Annotated in this window: 13 protein-coding genes; 7 read left to right on the forward strand and 6 right to left on the reverse strand. The window is 63.2% G+C overall.

The window, feature by feature from the left end:
- Positions 1–177: 177 nt before the first annotated feature.
- Together GGR46_RS04980 and GGR46_RS04985 are read right to left on the reverse strand one after the other, a co-directional pair.
- On the reverse strand, positions 178–1,296 hold the full coding sequence (locus tag GGR46_RS04980) for a hypothetical protein (protein WP_183995107.1): 1,119 nt from the start codon (positions 1,294–1,296) through the stop codon (positions 178–180).
- Positions 1,297–1,377: 81 nt separating this feature from the next.
- Positions 1,378–2,022: an SOS response-associated peptidase family protein gene (locus tag GGR46_RS04985; protein WP_183995109.1), complete on the reverse strand. Its 645-nt coding sequence runs from the start codon at positions 2,020–2,022 to the stop codon at positions 1,378–1,380.
- Positions 2,023–2,082: 60 nt separating this feature from the next.
- On the opposite strand from GGR46_RS04985, the gene GGR46_RS04990 reads away from it, so the two are divergent.
- The 3 genes from GGR46_RS04990 (at position 2,083) to GGR46_RS05000 (ending at position 7,649) form a co-directional block, all read left to right on the forward strand.
- The gene (locus GGR46_RS04990; protein ID WP_183995111.1) at positions 2,083–2,604 is read left to right on the forward strand and encodes an SOS response-associated peptidase family protein; all 522 of its coding nucleotides are present in this window, start codon (positions 2,083–2,085) and stop codon (positions 2,602–2,604) included.
- Between the two features lie 10 nt (positions 2,605–2,614).
- Positions 2,615–3,019 carry a hypothetical protein gene (locus GGR46_RS04995; protein WP_221262556.1) on the forward strand — a complete coding sequence of 135 codons (405 nt, stop codon included), beginning with the start codon at positions 2,615–2,617 and terminating at the stop codon, positions 3,017–3,019.
- Between the two features lie 112 nt (positions 3,020–3,131).
- Positions 3,132–7,649: a hypothetical protein gene (locus tag GGR46_RS05000; protein WP_183995115.1), complete on the forward strand. Its 4,518-nt coding sequence runs from the start codon at positions 3,132–3,134 to the stop codon at positions 7,647–7,649.
- Between the two features lie 119 nt (positions 7,650–7,768).
- Here the strand turns inward: GGR46_RS05000 and GGR46_RS05005 are convergent, their stop codons facing one another.
- Positions 7,769–8,203 carry a Ros/MucR family transcriptional regulator gene (locus tag GGR46_RS05005; protein WP_183995117.1) on the reverse strand — a complete coding sequence of 145 codons (435 nt, stop codon included), beginning with the start codon at positions 8,201–8,203 and terminating at the stop codon, positions 7,769–7,771.
- Between the two features lie 211 nt (positions 8,204–8,414).
- On the opposite strand from GGR46_RS05005, the gene GGR46_RS05010 reads away from it, so the two are divergent.
- Both GGR46_RS05010 and GGR46_RS05015 read left to right on the forward strand, forming a co-directional pair.
- On the forward strand, positions 8,415–9,353 hold the full coding sequence (locus tag GGR46_RS05010; RefSeq protein ID WP_221262557.1) for a hypothetical protein: 939 nt from the start codon (positions 8,415–8,417) through the stop codon (positions 9,351–9,353).
- 209 nt (positions 9,354–9,562) lie between these two features.
- Positions 9,563–13,933 (forward strand): NACHT domain-containing protein, encoded by a 4,371-nt coding sequence (locus tag GGR46_RS05015; protein WP_183995119.1) that lies wholly within the window; start codon positions 9,563–9,565, stop codon positions 13,931–13,933.
- Between the two features lie 154 nt (positions 13,934–14,087).
- Here GGR46_RS05015 and GGR46_RS05020 read toward each other — a convergent pair whose 3' ends face one another.
- The 3 genes from GGR46_RS05020 to GGR46_RS05030 all read right to left on the reverse strand — a co-directional run bounded on the left by GGR46_RS05020 (position 14,088) and on the right by GGR46_RS05030 (position 15,044).
- On the reverse strand, positions 14,088–14,282 hold the full coding sequence (locus tag GGR46_RS05020) for a hypothetical protein (RefSeq protein ID WP_246425900.1): 195 nt from the start codon (positions 14,280–14,282) through the stop codon (positions 14,088–14,090).
- Positions 14,283–14,525: 243 nt separating this feature from the next.
- Positions 14,526–14,741: a hypothetical protein gene (locus GGR46_RS05025; protein ID WP_183995123.1), complete on the reverse strand. Its 216-nt coding sequence runs from the start codon at positions 14,739–14,741 to the stop codon at positions 14,526–14,528.
- 27 nt (positions 14,742–14,768) lie between these two features.
- Positions 14,769–15,044, reverse strand: coding sequence for a DUF1488 family protein (locus tag GGR46_RS05030; RefSeq protein WP_183995125.1), 276 nt, complete (start codon positions 15,042–15,044; stop codon positions 14,769–14,771).
- Positions 15,045–15,628: 584 nt separating this feature from the next.
- Between GGR46_RS05030 and GGR46_RS05035 the strand changes: the two genes are divergently transcribed.
- Positions 15,629–16,501: a trypsin-like serine peptidase gene (locus GGR46_RS05035; RefSeq protein WP_183995127.1), complete on the forward strand. Its 873-nt coding sequence runs from the start codon at positions 15,629–15,631 to the stop codon at positions 16,499–16,501.
- Positions 16,498–18,651, forward strand: coding sequence for a S8 family serine peptidase (locus GGR46_RS25800; RefSeq protein WP_183995129.1), 2,154 nt, complete (start codon positions 16,498–16,500; stop codon positions 18,649–18,651). Before GGR46_RS05035 ends, GGR46_RS25800 begins: the two co-directional genes overlap by 4 nt.
- Positions 18,652–18,663: the final 12 nt, after the last annotated feature.

Consider the following 18,663-nt stretch of genomic DNA (forward strand, 5'->3'; position numbering starts at 1 on the left):
CTGTGGGCGCGGTGGTTTTGCAGAATTTGGTGGGTTCAGCTGGCCGTTCAACCGACGGCTTGCCGCGTCGATGGCAAGGGCAGCCAACGATATGCCAGTCGGTCCAGCCTTTCTGGCCTCGGCAACGGCGATGTTTGCCGGCTATATGCGGATCATCGAGTGGCCATTGCCGGGCTATCAGTCCAGCAGGTTCGGGTATTGGCTTGCCTTCCTTACGTCTTGGACCAGTGCCGCGACCGGGGGTGCCTTGCGGAGCACACGCGTGAAATCCTCATGCGTCCGTTTGTCCACGTAGAGCGTGTCCGCATAGGCCGCCAGCACCGCCAGATGCTCATCATGGACGTTGCTGCCGGGGCGTTCGACGCGCTTCTGACCATGGGCGCGAAGCGCGCGCGAGATCAGCCAGCTCGGGAGCAAATTACTGTCGATGTACTTGATGCGCTCAAACGAGAGACTGGTCTTTTCGGCGGCGATGTGGAGCTGGCTACGCAAGATGCCGAGCTCGGAGAGAGCACCGAAGGTCGCGTCGTCACGAACATCTTCCGGGTCGACGTGCTGGGTCGCATAAGTCGTGACGAGCAATTGTTTCAGATCGATTTGCCCAGGCGGCAGCAATGTGCGCATCCGCGCAACAAAGGCATCTGCCATGGCGAGCGCTTCGGCGTGGCTTCGCTTTGGGTCTGACTCCCGCGCTTCCCGATATTTCTCGGCATGTTTATGCGCGAGCGCGCGTTCACGGTCTTCCGGCGTATTCTGGTTCTTCGCCAGGAATTCTCCCACGGTAAGTTTTGGGTCGAGTGCGTCTCTGTCGGAAAGAGCGGCGACCATCCCGATATGCGGGCGTCGATTCAGCATGGCCAGCCGCGCCATTTCCCAGACCCAGCCGTCCGGGCCAATCGCCTCGGCCCCGGAGCCCGTTCGCATGAGGCGCGCGCGTACCTGGTCCCGAACCTCCAGCGCCGAGCTGCAGCCTTCGGTTATCGCGACGACCTCGGCTGCAAGAATATCGATAATCGCCCCGACGCCATTGGATTCGCCCGGCATCCGCGTCCACGCGATCAACGGCAGCGACTGTAGATAGGCGACGCGCTGCCGCGCGCTTTCCGCGCTCTCGACGCAGAGCAGTTCCTCGAGATGATGGAACGAAAGGAGGGGCACCTTGCCCTGATCGATTAGCTTCCCATGCATTGCGCGGCCCGCTTCGCGCCGACGCGGATCGGCGCTGACCGCATCGTCGAGCCATCTCGACCAATGCGCGGTATCGGGCGCGATGATCCGCGCGGCGACGAGGGACATGTTACGATCCTTCAAGAACCGGAGTGGCAGCCTTGAGGGCGCTCACCGCTCCAGGGAGACGGGCAGGCCTGGCGGCGCCTGCTAGGGAGCGTCAAGATCGAGCCCCGGCTGAGACGCTTCCGCACTGGCCGCAGGCGGGTAAACCCTCGTCGCGGTCAGGCTGCCCTTGGGAAGATATCTGAGGATCTCTTCGGCAGGGACCGCCGGATCCAGCCAGTCCGCCCAGCGATCGCGGGTGAGCGGGATGATCTGGCGGTGGTGATAGGGCGCGATGTCGGGTCCGGCCGGCAGGGTGAGCATGGTGAACGCTTCGCCGAGCTCGGGGTGCTTGCGCCAGATTCCCGCAATGCAGAACCAGCGATGGTCGGCGAGGGTGAAGAGCCATTTGTCGAGGCGCTTCTGCTTGGGCGCTTCGGGGTCGGTGAATTCGTAGAAGCCGTCGGCCAGGATCAGACATCGGTTTGAAGTGAATTCGCGGTTGTCGGCCTGGAAATTATAGACGGGCTTGCCGCGCTGGCCCGGCCAGCTCCAGCGCCGGTTCACCAGCTCGCCGATGCGTGGTCTTCCTTCCGCCGTTCGAACGATCGGTGCGACATCGGTGATCTTGATGTCTTCGCGTACCTCGACGTTCGGTGTTCCTTCAGGAAGCTCGATGGCGATCTCGAGCTCGTCGAAATCCTCCATGATCGAGGCGATATCCACTTCGAGACGATAGTCGTTACACATTCCGTCACACCCTCAAGTCCGCTTGCGACTCAATCGCGTTCCTATTATGTTCTCAATGCGATGGAACCGACTCCAACTCCGTTCGACCTCGATGCACCAGCAGGCGCTGGACGCCTGATCGTCCGGCGCAGCCCGGACAGTCCGCACAAGCCGCAGGCCATCGCCGCGCGTTGGGGCTCGGACCCGCGGTTCAGCGACGGGGTGGCATACAGGTTCGTTCGCTCGGAAGGGAAGAGCTTCCCGAGCCATCGCTGCCTCATCCCGGCGACCCAGTTCGAGATGAGGGTGGGCAAGAAGCGCTATCGGGCGCAACTCGACGGCGGCAATCATTTCTACCTCGCCGGCGTCTGGGAGCCAGCGCTGGCGGGATGGCCGCTGAGCTTCAAGATTATCACAGTCGACGCCAATCTCGAGGTTGCGCCCTATCAGGACCGGCACGGCGCGATCATTCATCGCCGGCAAGTCATGCAATGGCTCGACGGCCTTGTGCCCATAGGCGAGCTACTCGTGACACCGCCCGCCCGGACATTCGTGGTCGAGGAGATCGGCGACGCGCCAACCCAGGCGGCGCTCATATTCTAGGAGAGCGATGATGCTGGCAGAACCCGTTCGCAGCGCTGCTACCGAGGCCGACGACATTCTCGGCCTGCTCAACGCGGTGGCAATCACTGCCGGCCAGTTCCAAGGTGCGATGGAAACACTGGCGGCGCTTCCCGATCCCGCGCGGCGCGATCCCGCGGCACAGGCAATTGCGCTACAGGCATATGCGAGCGATGCCGGGTTGGGTGAGGATCCGCTCGTTTCCGCAGCGCTGCATGCGCGGATCACCGCGCTCGCCAAATGGACGACCGCCTGGGATCCGGACCGGCAATCGGATGTGCAGGCTGTGATCGACTCGGCGGTGCGCTTTCCCTTGAGCGCGGGCGTCAACGGTATCGCCTTCGAGCCAGCTGGATTTCAGGAGCTCATTCTCTTCATCGAGGCGCTGCCCTGGTAGGCCTGCCGGGGGCCGCGCCGGTCTTTCTCGACAGCGGATTCCTGAGCGGCACCGCAGATCCGGATGCAGCTCAGATATTGCCTGGGCCTGGGCATTGCGCGACTATCTCCTGATGACCGCCACCAAGGGGCTGGTCGGCGGCCCTGCGACCATCGCCGGCATCCTGTTCCAGATGTTCCGGTCGCTCGCGGCTGGGTTCGATGCCGTGGTGGAGCATGTGCGCTCGGACGAGGCTGGCGCAGAGGCGCTGCTGACTCTCGAGCCGCCCGCCGGAGATCTGCACCGGGAAAGTGACGAGATCATCATCGAGCAAATCAAGATGCGGCGCGGCATCAAGCCCTGGTCTGCGGGAGAGATTGCCGAGGAAGTATTTCCCGACCTGATAAAGGCCGTACCGGCAGCGCCGACGAAGCCGCAACTATACCGATTCACGACGGACCGCGACGAGGGTTTGACCGAGCTTCGCGACTATGCGGCGGCGATGCGGGGCAATCCCCTGGAGAGTCCAGACGCGCTCGACGACGGCGAGAAATGCTTTCGCTATGGCCGGGCCCGGCAGACGGCGCGAAGCATGTTCCTTCGGCTCGCTTATCGCGCGGGCGCGAACACGGCTGCGGCGCGGCGGCGCCTCTGGGCTGTGTTGCGGTCTTTCGAAATCGTAACCGTTGCCGAAGATCGGATGATCGGCGAGATCGACCGACTGATCGCCATCCTGGCGGACAACGAGGATCTTGTCGAATTTCATCGCGGAAAGCTGCTTAGCGACGTGCTCGGGCTGGCGCGCAGCAGCGCCAGCCTCCGGATGAGCACCTTGCTGCGCAACAACCATCTCGATCCCGAGCGCCTCCTGCATATCGCGCGGCTTCCCCGGATGCTTGCCGACACGGCCGCAAAGGACGCGACGACGCTGCAATATCGTCCGGGCGAAGAAGCGCGCGCGTCGACGCTGCGCATGGTGTCGGCGGTATCCCTGCTCGGCGGGGAATCCGGGCAGGGAAAGACCTGGGTCTTGTGCCGGGCGGCGCTCGCAGAGGCGAGCGAAGGGCGCCCGGTGGTGTTGCTGGCCGCACAGGGCACGGTCGCGGCGATCGAAGCCGAGATCGTCAAGCGCGTCTGGCTGCCCAATTATTCGGATCTCCTGCCGCTCGTGACCGTCGCGAAGCGGCTGCGGCCGGGCCTGGAAGATAAGGACGGCTACTGGCTCACCGTCTATCTCGACGATCTTCACGATCGCGCGCTTGCCCGGGAGCTGATCGCGGCCAGATGGAGCGATCTCGGTATCCGCCTGGTCCTCTCGGCACAGCCCGGCATCGAGGATCTTCTGTCGGCGTCCTGGGAGATTTCGGTCTACTCGATACCCAATTTCGACCGCGCCGAGCTTCGCGGTTTTCTGGAGCGCGCGGGGCGGGATCCGGCGCCCATCCCAGACGATGTGGTGGACTGGCTCGCCCGGCCCATTCTCGCCGCGACCTTTGTCCGTTTGCCCGAAACGACAAGCTGGTCGGATCCTGACGAATACCGGTTGATGGAAGCCTATTGGGCGTTTGCGACACGGCGCTATCGTGATCAGCCTGAGCACAAGTCGGATGGCGAGGGGCTGAAGGCGCTGGCGGGCACGCTTCTCGGTGAAGGATCCGCCTATCCGTTTCCGATCCGGCTCCGCAGAACGCAGCTCGACGACGAGGCGGTGCGGCGACTGATCCTGGTCGGGCTGGTCCAGGAAAATGACGACGGCTTGTCCTTCGCGCATGACCGGCTGCTCAACTGGGCGCTTGCGTGCGCGATTACAGATCGGGTGGTCGATAGACAGCTCGATCAAGCGGCGCTTGAGACCCTGGTTCGGGGGATCAGTGATTTGCGAACCCGGCAGGGTGATCCGCTTGGTAACCGCCTGGGCTATGTCCTGCTCGACCTGATCTGGAATCTGGCCGTAGCCGGAGAGACCGAATTGCTGGCAAGCTTCTTGCTCTCTCATGCGCGCGAAATCGCCATGCGGAGCGGTGAGGAGCTGTTTCTCTCGCATAATCTCGCGACGATCGGCGCTCCGATCATCCCCGCAATCCGGCGGATGGTCGATGATCCGATGGGCGGGGGGAATGAATGGTTGTGGCGCCCTTATCTTGCCCGTGCCCTGCGCAGCATCGCCCGCAGCGGTCCGCAACAAGTGCGGCAGCAGCTCCTTCCCTTGCTGGACTCGCCGCTAAAGGCGCAGCGCATTTTTGCGCTCAACGCGCTTCGCGCCGTGCCGGCCATAGCCGCGCTCGACCGCATGCTCGAAATTCATATCGAGCATTCGGTCATCCTCAAGCGGAAGGACGACGCGGACGCGTATGCGCAGCGTCACGCCAATCATCAGATCAGCTTCGCCGCTTTGACCACCGCAGCAAAGGCAAATCCGGACTGGATCGACGGCCGCGCGGAAGAGTCCAGCGACCCGGCGGTGCTTGAGCAGCTGCTGTGGATCCTGCTTAATATCGAGCAGCGCGACGCGTTGCCGATTTGGATGCGGCACAAGGCGAAACTGATCAACGCCTTGGGAATGGCGTCCTTTGCCGTGTTGCGCGCGATCCGCGAATTCGCGGATCATGACGAGATCGCCCGGCTCGATGTGCCCCTCGAGACCGCCGACCGCCATGCCATCGCGCTTCAGATCGACGCGCTCGTGCGCCTCGATCCCGACCGCGCGCTCGCCCGGATCGCGAAGACGGATATGGATGATCTGAGTGGGACCTCCTCCTGGTGGCTCGATGCGCTAGTCCATCGCACGGGCAAGCAAAGCACCGCGGTGCTCCGGCCGAGAGAACGGATCAAATATGAGCCGTTTCATTTGTCGCGAGGACTGTTTCAGCCGAGAATGGAGCTGGTCGACATCGGAACGCTCGATATCTTCCTCGACGAGTTCGAATTGCGTCTCAACGACCCGGTGGAGGAAGGCGAAGACCCGCTCGGAAATCACTGGCGAACGCTCGACTTTATCGCCTCGCTCTGCACTCCCGAGCAGATCGACTGCGTCTTACGGCGCCGTGGCACCGGTCTCGAGGCAAGCCTGGCGGCGCGTGCCTCGCAACGGCTCGGTCGTACCTCCCGCGTGATGGACACGCTCGGCAACAATGCCCGCAATGTGCTGGCCATGATGGCGGGGGACGGCTTCGATCAACTCGCGGTCGCGGAGATGCGTCGCGCGAGTGAAGAGGGGAAAGAGGATGGCCTGCTGACCGCGCTCTGGTCGGATTCGCCGGAAGTTACCCAAGCGCTGCGCCAATTCTCGAAACCTGACGAGGCACGCAGGTATCGCGAGGTGCTTCTCTACAATGCCCTTGCGGCGCATCGATCCGACGCCGGCCTCGCCGCACTCGTGGCCGCGGGCGGCCCGGTCTACAACAAGGCCGCGGAGATCCGCAGCTCGCGGCCGCCGATGGACGATGCCGAGGCAGCGACCTATTTTCGTTACCTGAAGACCGGCACGGTGGAGAAGGCTCGGCTCGCGATCAACATGGCTGCCTTTTCCGGGCGGCGCGATCTGCTCGACGCGGTCATCGAGGCTGTCCTGAAACGCCGAAACGGCGACTTGCTGCAGGAGGCCATCGGTGTGTTCCGGCACAATGGCCTGTATGACCCGAGACTGCTTCCGCGCCTCGCCCCAGGCCTGGACACCGATGAGAAGGGCGGGTTCAATGCATTCTACCTCGCCGCCTGTGGCGATGCGGAGGCGCGGCAAGCTGTCGTCCGCTGGTTGGAGACACTCCCCGAACGAGTCCTTCAGCATCAAGAATTTTCAGTCGTTGAAGAGCTGCTCGAGCATCAGGACAGCGCCGAGAGCGCACTGTCCTTCCTGCGGCGGCGATTGCGCGGGCGCGCGCGCGATCGCCAATCCCAGCTGCTGATCCGCCTGGCGGAATCAGGTGATCGCGAGGCGCAGGAAGCTGTACGTGATCTGGCATTCCGTAGCCCTAGCGATTGGGGTGACCACCCGATCGGTGCGATCCGTCACCTAGGCGTGACATCCCCGGCGGAGGCCTTCGCCGCGGCGGAGCGCCTGTTTGTCCGGCACCGCGAACCGATCGCGGCGCGCATGCTGCTGGAATTGGACAGCGTGCGTGCCCTGCCCATCGTTTTGACGGGCTATGCGGAGAGGAAGCAAGAGCTGCGTTGGTGGCTTGCCCGCCTGCTTCGGTGGTGGGCTCCGAAATCGGAATATCGCGCACTGCTTGAGGCCTGGGCGATATCGGCCAACCAGGCGGAACGGCTTCAGGCCGCCGAGCTAGCTCAATGGCTTCCCCATAGCGAGCCGGTCGATTTTCTTGAACTGCTGGCGGAGGATCGGGTTCGCGATATCGAAATGGCGGCACTCGCCGCGTTGCGACGACGATCGATGGAGGCTTCGGCCGCGGAACTGATGACCCAGTTGCAGGGCGCGCCGCGTCCGCTGGCCTGGAGCAAAATGCGCGCGATCATCCGCCTTGTCGATCCGTACCTGCTAGGCCACCCAGGCGACCCGCTCTGGCTCGGAAACGCCTTGAGAGATCTTCCCGCGGAGTTCCGGTTCGATGCGGAGGACTATATCGCCAAGGCCAAGAAGAAGGTCGCCGACGAGGGGAAGAAGCACGATAAGGCGCGCTTCTTCGATTGAACGAGGCGCGGCTGCGCGCACCGGCGGCGTGGCTGATCCCGCGTCGACCTTAAACCGATCGTTCCGCCACTCTCGGGTCCTTCGGAACACTTAAGCCGACCCGACTTAGAGGCGTTCGGTCAGTCTTTGCCTTTGGTGCGCCTCGGGACGGGCTTCTTGGCGGCAGGCTTGCGTCCTAGGCCAATTTTCAACGCCAAATCCTTGCGTTGCGCGGCGTAGTTCGGCGCGACCATCGGATAGGAATCGGGAAGGTTCCATTTGGCGCGATAATCGGCAGGTGTGAGCTGATATTGCGTCATCAGGTGCCGCTTTAGCATCTTGAGCTTCCTGCCGTCCTCGAGGCAGACCAGATAATCCGGCTTGATCGAAGCGCGGATCGAAACCGCCGGCTCCTGCTTCGCCTCGGGTTCGGCTACCTCGGTGCCGAGACTCGCCAGAGCATCATGAACGTTCGCGATCAGGACGGGCACGTCACCCAGTGCCACGCTGTTATTGGCGACATGCGAGGCGACGATCTCGGCGGTCAGGGTAATCAGCGTTTCGGCATCGGCCAAGGCATATCTCCGCAAGTCGCCGGACGAGGCCGGCTGGGAATGGTGCAGCGGCTTAGAAAGTTGCAGCCGATTCGGTCAATAATGGACGGATCGCACAGAGATCTTCCAAAACCATATTCTGTCAGGACACCCATATGATCTTGCGCCGATTTGGGCAGCTTGCCCGTCTGCAGCGCACGCGATAGCTGGAGATTCGAAGGGGGAGGGCGCTATGCTCAACACGAAGGTCGGTCCGGTCCATTTTGAGGACTTTGGCGGCACCGAATTCGAACGTCTCGTCTTCGCCTATCATCTCCGGGCCGGATGGACCGACCTGGCCTGGTACGGCAAGACCGGCAGCGACCAGGGCCGCGACATCATCGGCAATGAGATCCTGGAGGATGGGAGCCAACGGCGCACCGTCATCCAATGTGCCAATCGCGACGTGCTGACGCTCGATAAGGCGAAGCACGATATGACGGGCGCAGTTGGGGAGGAGGGCGACCATCTCAAGGCATTCAAGTTCGTCTGTCGCGGCGATGTCTCGGCTGCACGGCGAAGGGCGATCCAGGAAGCAGGCAAGAAACTCAAGCTGGAGCCGGTGACGATCTGGTCGGGAAGCGAGTTCGAGGAGAATTTGCGACTGCGAGGCGAATTCCTGCTGAGGCGGTTCATCGAAGGCGTCGCATTTCCCGACGATGGCGAGGGTCTTCGGCGCTTCGTGTCGTCTTTTGTCGAGCTGAGCGACGAGGAGATGCTGCGGGAAATCGGACAGATATTCGAACGCCCCGCTTTCTGGACACCCTTCTACGCGGAATGCAGTCTGTCGGGCTTCCAGCAGGCGATCGACGACACGATCGGTGCGCTTAACACGGGCGTCTGGCGCACCCGCGAGGGCGACGTGATCCGTCGTCTCCCCTCGTGGCGCGACGTCGGCGATCCGGCAATCCGCAAGCAACTCGAGGGGGTCGTCTTCGCGCTCGATGCCCTGCGCCGTCTCTTCAAGAAACGCATGCAAGAAGGCGCGATCCGTCACTGCGATTGCGAGGATGCCAGCTGTCCGACCTTCTTCCTCGACATGGGCGTAGGCGACGAGCTCGACGCGATACGGCACGACATTCTCGACGCGGCGCACCGGCTCATCCCAGGGTTCGCCGTCCGGATCGTATAACGGCACACGCGCGTGGACGGCCATGCCGCCGCACGCTCAGACAGCGAGTAGTAGCGCGCTGAGCGCCTCTATCGAGCGCATGGAGACGGGGAGGAAGATGCGCGTTGGGCGGGAACGAAGCCTTGTGAACAATTTTTTCGCCGAACTGCCCGTCATGACTTCGCCAGCGGCGTGACGCGGGGTTCGCCGCCTACTAGGCTCGCGGTTTCGTGACCGATAGAACGCCCCTTGACCCGACAGATCGCCGCGCGAGCCGCAGGGATAATTTCAGCGCTGCTACCCGCACGACGATCTTCAAGGCAGTCGGAGGTCTCTGCTCCTATCCTGGCTGTGGCGCCTTCACCTTCGGAGCGACATCTGATGGGACCGGCATCCTCGATATCGGCACTGCGGCACATATCTGCGCCGCGGCGGAGGGTGGTCCGCGCTACGACGCGTCCATGTCGCCGGCTGAGCGCAGCGCGGCTGGTAATGGCATCTGGATGTGCTCGGACCATGGCCGCGCCATCGATGGTGATGTGAAATTCTACACCGTCGAGAAATTGCGCCAGTGGAAGCGCGAGGCCGAGCTCGAGGCGTTCATGCGGGTGACGCGGCACGCGAACCGAGCGCTAGAGGTGACGCGACCCGCGTCCGACGGCCTGCATCATGCCGCGCGCGCCGACCTCGAGATATTGCGAAACCTGCCGAAATGGCCATCGAGCAATGTCTCGCTGACGCTCAAGGTAGAGGGGATCGACGATCCGGTCTCGACCAAGGCGCTCGCGGCGGTAGCGCTGCAGCTCGGGGATCTCATCCTCACCGCACCGCCCGGGATGGGCAAGACGACGACCCTCTTCCAGATCGCGGAGAGCGTGGCGTCGAGCAATGGAATCCCGCTATTTGTCGGCCTCGGCGACTGGGCCGCCGAAGGAGCGGGGCTGCTTGCTTCCATACTCGCGCGCGCGGCGTTTCGCGGTGTTGGCGAAACTGCACTCCGTGCAGCTGCGACCGAGGGCGATGTGGTGCTGCTGCTCGACGGTTGGAACGAGCTAGATGCCGATGCGCGGAAGCGCGCGCGTATTGAGCTCGAACGGCTCAAGGGCGAATTGCCACGGCTGGCGCTGATAATCGCCACGCGCCGCCAAGCGCTCGATGTGCCCTTGTCGGGAAAGCGGGTCGACCTTCTTCCGTTGAGCGAAGCGCAGCAACTCGCCATTGCGACGACGCTGATCGGCGACGCCGGCCCGGCCTTGCTCGACCGCGCCTGGCGGGCGACCGGGGTTCGAGACCTCGTCCCGATCCCGCTCTATCTGACGGTACTGCTGTCCCTTGGCGCCGGGCAATTTCCGGAAACGCGTGAGGAACTGCTCCGGCGCTTCGTACAGGCCCATGAGACCGATGCTGCCCGCGCCGAGGAATTGGAACGCGTCGCAAAGGGCCATCACCGGTATTTGCTCGGCAGCCTGGCCATGGCGGCCACCCGCACGGCGAATACATCCGTCTCGATCGCCGATGCCCGCCGGACGGTCAGCGCTTCGATCAGTGTGCTGATCGAGGATGGGCAATTGGCTGCCCCGCTTGATCCCGGCAACCTCATCACCGCGCTGGTCGACAACACCATGCTCGTGCGGTCGGGCGATCCTCCGGGAATCGCCTTTCAGCATCAGCAGTTCCAGGAGTGGTTTGCCTCGCACGAGGTTGCGTCCCGCATGATGGCTGCAGAGTCGGATCCCGACGCGTGCAAGGCGCTCAAAGCGGAAATCCTCGATCTTCCCGCCTGGGAAGAGCCCATTCTGTTCGCGGTCGAGCGCATGGCGCGCTCTGGTCAGGCCGAGATCGCGGCATGTGCGGAAGCAGTGATTGCTGCCTTCGACGTCGATCCCATGCTTGCCGCGGAGATGATCTACCGCGCAACCGACAAGGTCTGGGGTTTGGTCGAAACACGGGTGATGGCTCGGGTAGGACGTTGGCATGTACCTGGCGATGCCGACCGGGCTCTTCGTTTCATGATGGCGAGCGCGCGACCAGAATTTCGGGACATCGTGTGGCCGCTCATCACCGCAGCGGATGACCAGATGAGCTATCGGGCGCTCCGCGCCACGCCGAGGATCCGTCCAGCGTTGTTCGGGCCGGACGCGGCCTGGCGGATTCGCGCGCTGCCGGCGACCGTGCGGGCTGTCCTGGTCAGCGAACTCGCGATGGATGGGAGCGTCGAGGCGCTCGAGCTTGCAACCGAAGTCGCGACCGGCGATCCGGATCTCGACGTCCAGATCCAGGCTGCCGACTCCTTGAGCTTTCGCCTCGCGGACCGGCAATTGTCACGCTTGTTTGGATCGGCGCCGGACGGGGTGTTCGACCATATGGTCGCGCATGGTTTCGATCCGCCTCAGGGAGCCGACGAAGCGATCCGGGCACGCTTGGAGGCCGCGCGACAGCGGTTTGCGGCGAAGGCGTCGCCGCTCGACAGGCTTCGGGCGATCGCGTTCGACTATGTGCACGACCCCGATCTCGACGAACTGCGCGCGCTCGTGCGGACGGTCGACATCAAGAGCATTCAGGATGTCTCGACGAGCCTGATCTATCACGCTTTCGCGATCCATCCGCAGGCAGTGGTCGATGGCCTGGTTGCGCGTCTGCGCGACGGTGGAAGCTTCTTCTTCCGGGCGGCCGACCTCCTCGCGGGGTCGAGTTTGGCGATCGAGGATGAGGCGCTGGTTGCGATCATTCTCGAGGGGAAGCAGCGCGATGATCGGGCTGAAGCCGCGGCATCCGTCCTCGGGCCTGTTTCGGCAGGCCGCGTTCTCGACATCGTGATCGAGATCAGAAAACAGCAAGCGGACCGGTCAAAGCCCTATGACAACGCGTTGTCGGACCGCCGGCAGGCGCTCGAAACCGCATTGGCACATGTATCTGCACTGAGCTTGGTGGAGGCAGTCGCGCAGCGCTCACCAAAGGCGAGCGCAGAAGATCTCGGCCATTTCGCAGCGATCCTCGCGCGTCATAATCGGGATGAAGGGGACCGCGCACGGCCTTTCACCGTAGAGGCACTCGACGTCGCACGTGATCTCGCGCTGAACTGGGCGGAACGACTGATCTCGCAAGAAGCCTCTCGCCACGATATTGGCGAAGTCGCTGGCTTGATGGCCCGCATCCCGGACCCGCGGTTCCTGGATCCGTTGGGGCGCATGCTCGATAACAATTTGCGCCGCCTGCGCGACGCTCGCGCGAGCGCCCACGCCTCTGACTGGCAGAACAGCGTGGCTGCGAAGGAAGCGCAGTCGCCTTTGACCGAGATGTATCGGCGCGCATTTGCCGCGATCGTGGATCCGCGGACGACCGAGTTGATGCTCGCCTATCTCGATGATCCTGATTTCGGGCAGATGGCCGCGGGCGTGCTGGCCGAGCAGTGGCTGTCCGCGCACCGGCCAGTGATGGAAACGCGCTTCGGTGGCGGACCCGACTTCAGTCGGGTTCGCGCACTTCGCCGGGAATGGCTCGACAATCCTGCAGCGTCGACCGTGGAGGCGGACGCGATCCTGGCGGCCGCCGGGCGGATTCAGGATGCCGGTGCAGACGGCGCGGCACGCGCTCTCGCGTTCGCGACGATCGCTGCGCCGATACCACATGGCGGTCATGGCGCGCTGTTTCGAACTTTGATCGACTCCGCGCCGATCGAAGCGAGGGCACGATTGTTGTTGAACCTGATCCGATCGGGCGAGCCGGTCGCCATGGAAGATCTCGAGCGGGGGATCGACGACCTGTTCGCTGCCGCTCAAACCAAGCGATGGATGATCGATGAGGGCGATGGATGGCGGCTGCGGGACTGGTTGATCCTGCTGCCCTTTGCCGAAGACCTTTCTCGGCTGGTTCCCATCGTCATGGCAATTCCACCCCAACAGCGGGCCGACGATCGGCTGGACGGACTCTTTTCGGGATTGGTGCACTCTCCTTCCGCTGGAGCCGAGCAGGCGTTGTTCGCGCTTGGCGCGAGCCTCCCGGTCCGCAAGCGCTATCATGGCTGGATGAGCGCTGCCTTCAAGCTGGACAGCGAGTATGCCCTGCAAGAGCTGATCGACCTGACTGCCGTCACGATGGATATGGATGTTCGCGAAAGCTGGAATGTAACGCGCGATCTTGCGATCGGCCTGGAGGCTCACCCTCACGTTCGTGCAAGGCTCTATGCGCGCCTGCGGGGAAGCGAGCCTACCCCGGGACACATCGAGCTGGCATTGGCCGTGGCGCAGCAGCCAGATGTCGATGGTATCCTGCTCCTCGTCGATCTCGAACGGACATGGCGCAAGAGGCTGATCGACTTCCGGGCGTTGGAGGGACTTGTCACGGGTCGCGTTCCTTTGCCCGAATACAGCAACAGCTATTCGGTCGTCCCAGTGGCTTCGCCCGAACTACGTTGCCGGCTGCTCCATGAAACGACCGATGGCGGCCCAAACGACCCGGCCGCGGCCGCGCTGGAGTATATCGATCATCTACGCGACGAACATGGGCGCGCGATCGAGGAGCCCAGACACCCCGATCTTGGCTCCCGTAAGCCCTGGCCAATTCTGGCGAGGGATGTCGAAGGGGAAGTTTTTCCCACCTGATGGCGCAGGGGCGTGGGCGGTGCCGCTTCCTAGATACGGTTGCGGCGGCTCCCCGCCGGATGGCGGGGACCGGCGTGCTATCGGCCCTGCGGGTAACGCCCGCCTGCCGGAAGGGTAAAGGCGCGGGCGGGCGGAGCGTCGGTTGGGGTGGGTGCTATGCGGCGGGGCGCTTGCGGACGCGGCGGTCCTGGCGGTCGAACTCGGCGGCGGTGACTTCCAGATCGATCGCCAGCTGGGTGAGCGCGCGTTGCGCGCCGAGCCGGGCCATCCCGTCACCATGGTCGGCACCGTTCCGCGCGGCGCGCTTGCGCGCCAGCCCTGCGACCACCCTGAGCGTCTCGGTGTCCATGGGTGTCAATGTACCCGCCTGCGCTTGAGTCGGCCAGTGCCTGGCGTCTCGGGCCGGCAGGGCAGGCATGTCTTGCGATATAGATGCGCCGAAACCGCATCAACTGGGCCTAGATATCGGACGTGTCCAATGCAGCGAGGTCAGGTCGTCGTATCACATCTCTGCGACCCGAGGGGATCCGCTCCTGGAGGGGGTTCCTTGACTTTGGGCCCGGCAGCCTCGGCGGCTGGGCCATTTTCCTTCTCAATCGGCAAGCCGTTCGGCCAGCGCCGAAATGCCTTCGCCCTCGAAGCGATTGACCGGCGCACCGTCGATCCGCACCGGATGGTCGAGGATGAGGACGGCATGCGCGCGATGATCGGCGTCGAGTGCACGCCACACCCGCACCGCCTCGCGGAGATTGGTGACCTCCGCCATATCGTCGTCGCCGCGCACGACATTTTCGAGCGACGCGCTCATGGTCCAGCTTCGGTCATGTGCGCACGCTCATCGATCGAGATCGTTTTCGCTGACGACGATCAGCGGCCGGTCGGGTCCGTTGGATAGCGCCGAGAGCGCCGCTTCCCTGATGGTATCGACATGCTGGCGGAACCGGCTCTCGGCATCACCATCCGGCTGGTCGCCCGTCAGCGCCTCGAGCACGCTATATTGCACCGCGAACTGATATTCCTCGCCATCGACCTCCGCATCGAACTCGACCTGGCGATCATCGAGATTGTCGAACACGGTCGTGTCGTCGATTTCCAGCTGCTGTGCGGGCATTGAGGTCTCCATCGATGGCCGGATCGGCATTGTCGAAACAGAAGAGCCATGGCCGCAGTTCCGCTTCCGGCGGAGCACGGACCGACAACTCTTTGGCTTGCCGAGATTACAGCCTGGGGCGCATCAGCAGTCGATCCGCATCTGCGGCAGCGAGAGCGAGCAAAGGGATATGGGAGGCGATCGGCGTGCCGTCGGGTTGTGCGAGGCGTCGTTTCTCGAGGAGCGTTTCCCCGCATGCCGGATCTGCTGGAAAGCTGCAGCAGGCCACGCCCAAACGGGAAGGAAGGCGCGTCCCACCATCTGCCGTCGCGTCTCAGCGCGCGGTCGCCCCGGTTTCCGCCCGGTGGCACACCTCCGGCGCGTGGCTCAAGCGTCGAGCCGGTTCGTAAGAAATCCTTGGAGCGTCAGTGGTTTGAAATAAGTCCAAAATGGTTAATTCTGCTGACATGATCTTGAGTAGGCCCAAGAGAGACTTTCAGGCGGAGAGAATATTTCGTCCGATTCTATAGATTGACTCTCGCGCTCGCTGATCACTTAATCGCGGTGGGGGATAAGCTATGCGATTGAGGGGGATTTTCCTGGCGATGCCCGGCCTGTTGGTCGCGGTATCCTCGTATGCGCAGGAAGCCGATCGGATCGTCTTCAAGTTCGTGGACGCTGAAGTCGCACAGGGCGGCACGAAGGTGTTCCGTGGCGTCGAGGCTGATCCGCGCTATTTCCGGAACATCCTCGTCACTGACTTCGATCTCCTGAAAAAGAGTGACGATTACTGCACCGCGACGCTGGTTGGACCTGAGGCGGTGCTCACTGCCGCACATTGTATGGTCGACGGAAGCGGCGGGCTTCGCCCAGCCGCCGTGCAGATCGACGGGAAGAACTGGGATCTCGCCTGCATGCGCAGCGACCGCCAGAAGACTGACTGGAGCTTCGACTATTTGCTATGTCGGCTCAAGCCGCCCCCGAACGCCAAGCTCCTGCCGGGCGACATGTTCTTCGACTCGGTCGACACCCGGCCGGTCACCGAGGACGAGCCAGTGCTGCTGGTCGGCTATGGGTGCGAGTCCATGTCGCTCGACGCCGATCGCCAGATTGTTCCTGGACCGAAATCGCGTTCCTTCCGTATCGGCGACGAAAAGGTCGCAAAGGCGTCGGGGGCCTCGCTGGCGATCCTCATCAATTCCGACGGGTCGGAGCCCGCTCTCTGCCCGGGCGATTCTGGCGGCCCACTCATGACGGGCATCACCACCAAGTCGCAGGAAGCCGAGCGCAGTGTCCGCGGAATCAATTTCAGTGTGGCGGGCGGGTCCGGCAACGTGAAGTATCGCTCTACCGTCGTAGCGCTTTCGCACCCCGTCTTCGCCGACCTGCTCAAGGCCTGGCGTGCGGCCAATCCCGGCGCACTTGTCTGCGAGATCGTGGGCGATCCCGCCAAGGACCATAAGGGACGCTGCCTGTGAAGCCGCTCGCACCGACCGGGTTGCTTGCGATCCTCGCGATTGTCGCCACCGGCTCCGTAGGTATCGCGCAGAATGCCGACAAGTCTATCGTGCAGCCGGTTCCCGATCAGAATGTGGCGTCCGACATCATCACGCTCAGGGCCGTCCATCCCAATCTGCCCGACAATGTCGTCAAGCTGGTCGCCGAGGCCGCCGAGCCGACCGCCTTCGAGCCGGACAAAAGTCCGGAGCTTCGGCTCAAGACGCCGCGCGAGATTGCGATGCAGCTGTGCGGGAGCGTGACCGACGCCTATTTTGCGGCCTTGCACACCCTGAATGGGAAGAAGGCGGAAGGCCTTGACCCCGATCAGCCAAGTCTCGACAGGGCGTACAACCTGCATTGGCCGGCATGCCTCTACGTCAACAACATCAAGGGTACCTATACCGTCCTCGATAAGGACAATGTTCCCAGGCTCTATGAGATCTTCACGGGGAGCACAGGAAGTCCGAAGACGTGGAATGCGCTCTTCGCCGGCTCCGATATCGGCCCGAACAATGCGCTTAAGATCGGTCAGTCGCTGACCTACAACTGGAGTACGCGCCCCACGCGGTTGAAACTGCTCAAATCAAAAGACGATTTCCTGTCCCAGCTCAATGATGCGGTCGCGGTCGTGAAGGCCGAAGACGTCCGCAAGCTTCCCGTTCAGGACGTGACCGGTACGGTAGCCACGGCCACCATACCGATTTCCGCCGGAGCGCAGCTGACAGACTCCGAAGGTCGGATCAGCTTTGCAGAGGCGCCGGAATGCGTAGGCATCGAAACGCCACCGTTCGATCCGGTCCGCGTCTCGGCGACCTACCGGTTCCTGCGCGACAACATGGGCTTTCCCAATCCGACGCGATTGCTTGTCGTCGACAATGGGTTTTTTGGCGCGCGTAGGGTTGGCGGGCAGGCGCAGTTTGGTACCGCGTTCAAGGACGCCGGATCGCTCTTCCTCAAGAACGATCCCGACGGGCTCATCGGTCCGGTGCTGAAACCCGGTCCCAAGATGACCATCAAGCCGATCAACTACGAGAATGGCCTGACGGCTCCGGACCAGCTGAGCGGGCATGGCACGCATGTGCTTGGACTAACGCTCGGCGGACCCGGCTTCGACCGGAGCTTGTTGCAGAACTGGCTGACGATCGCGGTGGTCGCGGTTTCCCCAGGACAGGACAAGCTCGACGGCCTGTCGGTCTCGGACATCATCAGTGCCGTCGGCAAGGTGAATCCGCGCATCGTCAACATGAGCATCGAATATTCTCGCGAGCAGTTGCCCGACCTGAACCTGCTGACCTCGAACAATCGCGACAGAATTCTGTTCGTGGTCGCGGCCGGCAATGGCTATAAGAGTGTAGAGGAGCAGAATTCCTATCCCGCGATGCTGGCGGGCGGCTCCAAGACCCAGAACATCCTGGTGGTGGGTGCCACCAAGGGGCCCGCCGAACCACTGGTCGCCTTTTCCAATACGAGCGAGGAGAAGGTCGGCACCGCAGCACCGGGATGCCGGATCCGCTCCTGGATCGGGGAGACCGATGAGCTCGTCCGGATGAGCGGTACCTCCCAGTCGACACCGATCGTCACTTTCACGAGCGCGCTGGTCAATTCCATGATGGCGGAGGACGCGCCGCCCGAGGCGATCCGCTACCGGATCCAGGTCAGCGGCGACCCCAGTTCCGGCGATGCGCAGACCCAGGCTCATACCGTCACCAATGTCGAGCGGGCCCTCTTCGTGAACTATGACTATATCAGCTACCAGCCTTCGGCATCGGCGGCGGATCTTGCCGCACCGCCTATCGAACTGATCGGCGAGCTTCGCCTCGTGCCCAGTTGGAAGCCGTGCATGGGCATCGGCGGCGACCAGACCTGGAGCTTCGCCGGAAAGCCCAGCGAGACCGGACTCGGCGGCATCTCGATCCTCACCGGCTATCAGGACGGACTGATCATGCCGCCCGTACCGTGCAAGAAAGTGTCGCCCGCCGCCGGCAAGGGAAGAGTGCAGTTCCGCGCTGCCTGGAAGCTCAACGGAACCGACAAGCCGGAGCGGGTCACAGATCTCGACTTCAAGGACATCGATATCCCGCTCGTCAACCGCTTCATCCGGAAGGGGCCTGGCGCGCGGATTAACTGACAGGGGGCAAAG

The sequence above is a fragment of the Sphingomonas kyeonggiensis genome (assembly GCF_014196745.1).
In the GTDB taxonomy this organism is placed as follows: Bacteria; Pseudomonadota; Alphaproteobacteria; order Sphingomonadales; family Sphingomonadaceae; genus Sphingomonas; species Sphingomonas kyeonggiensis.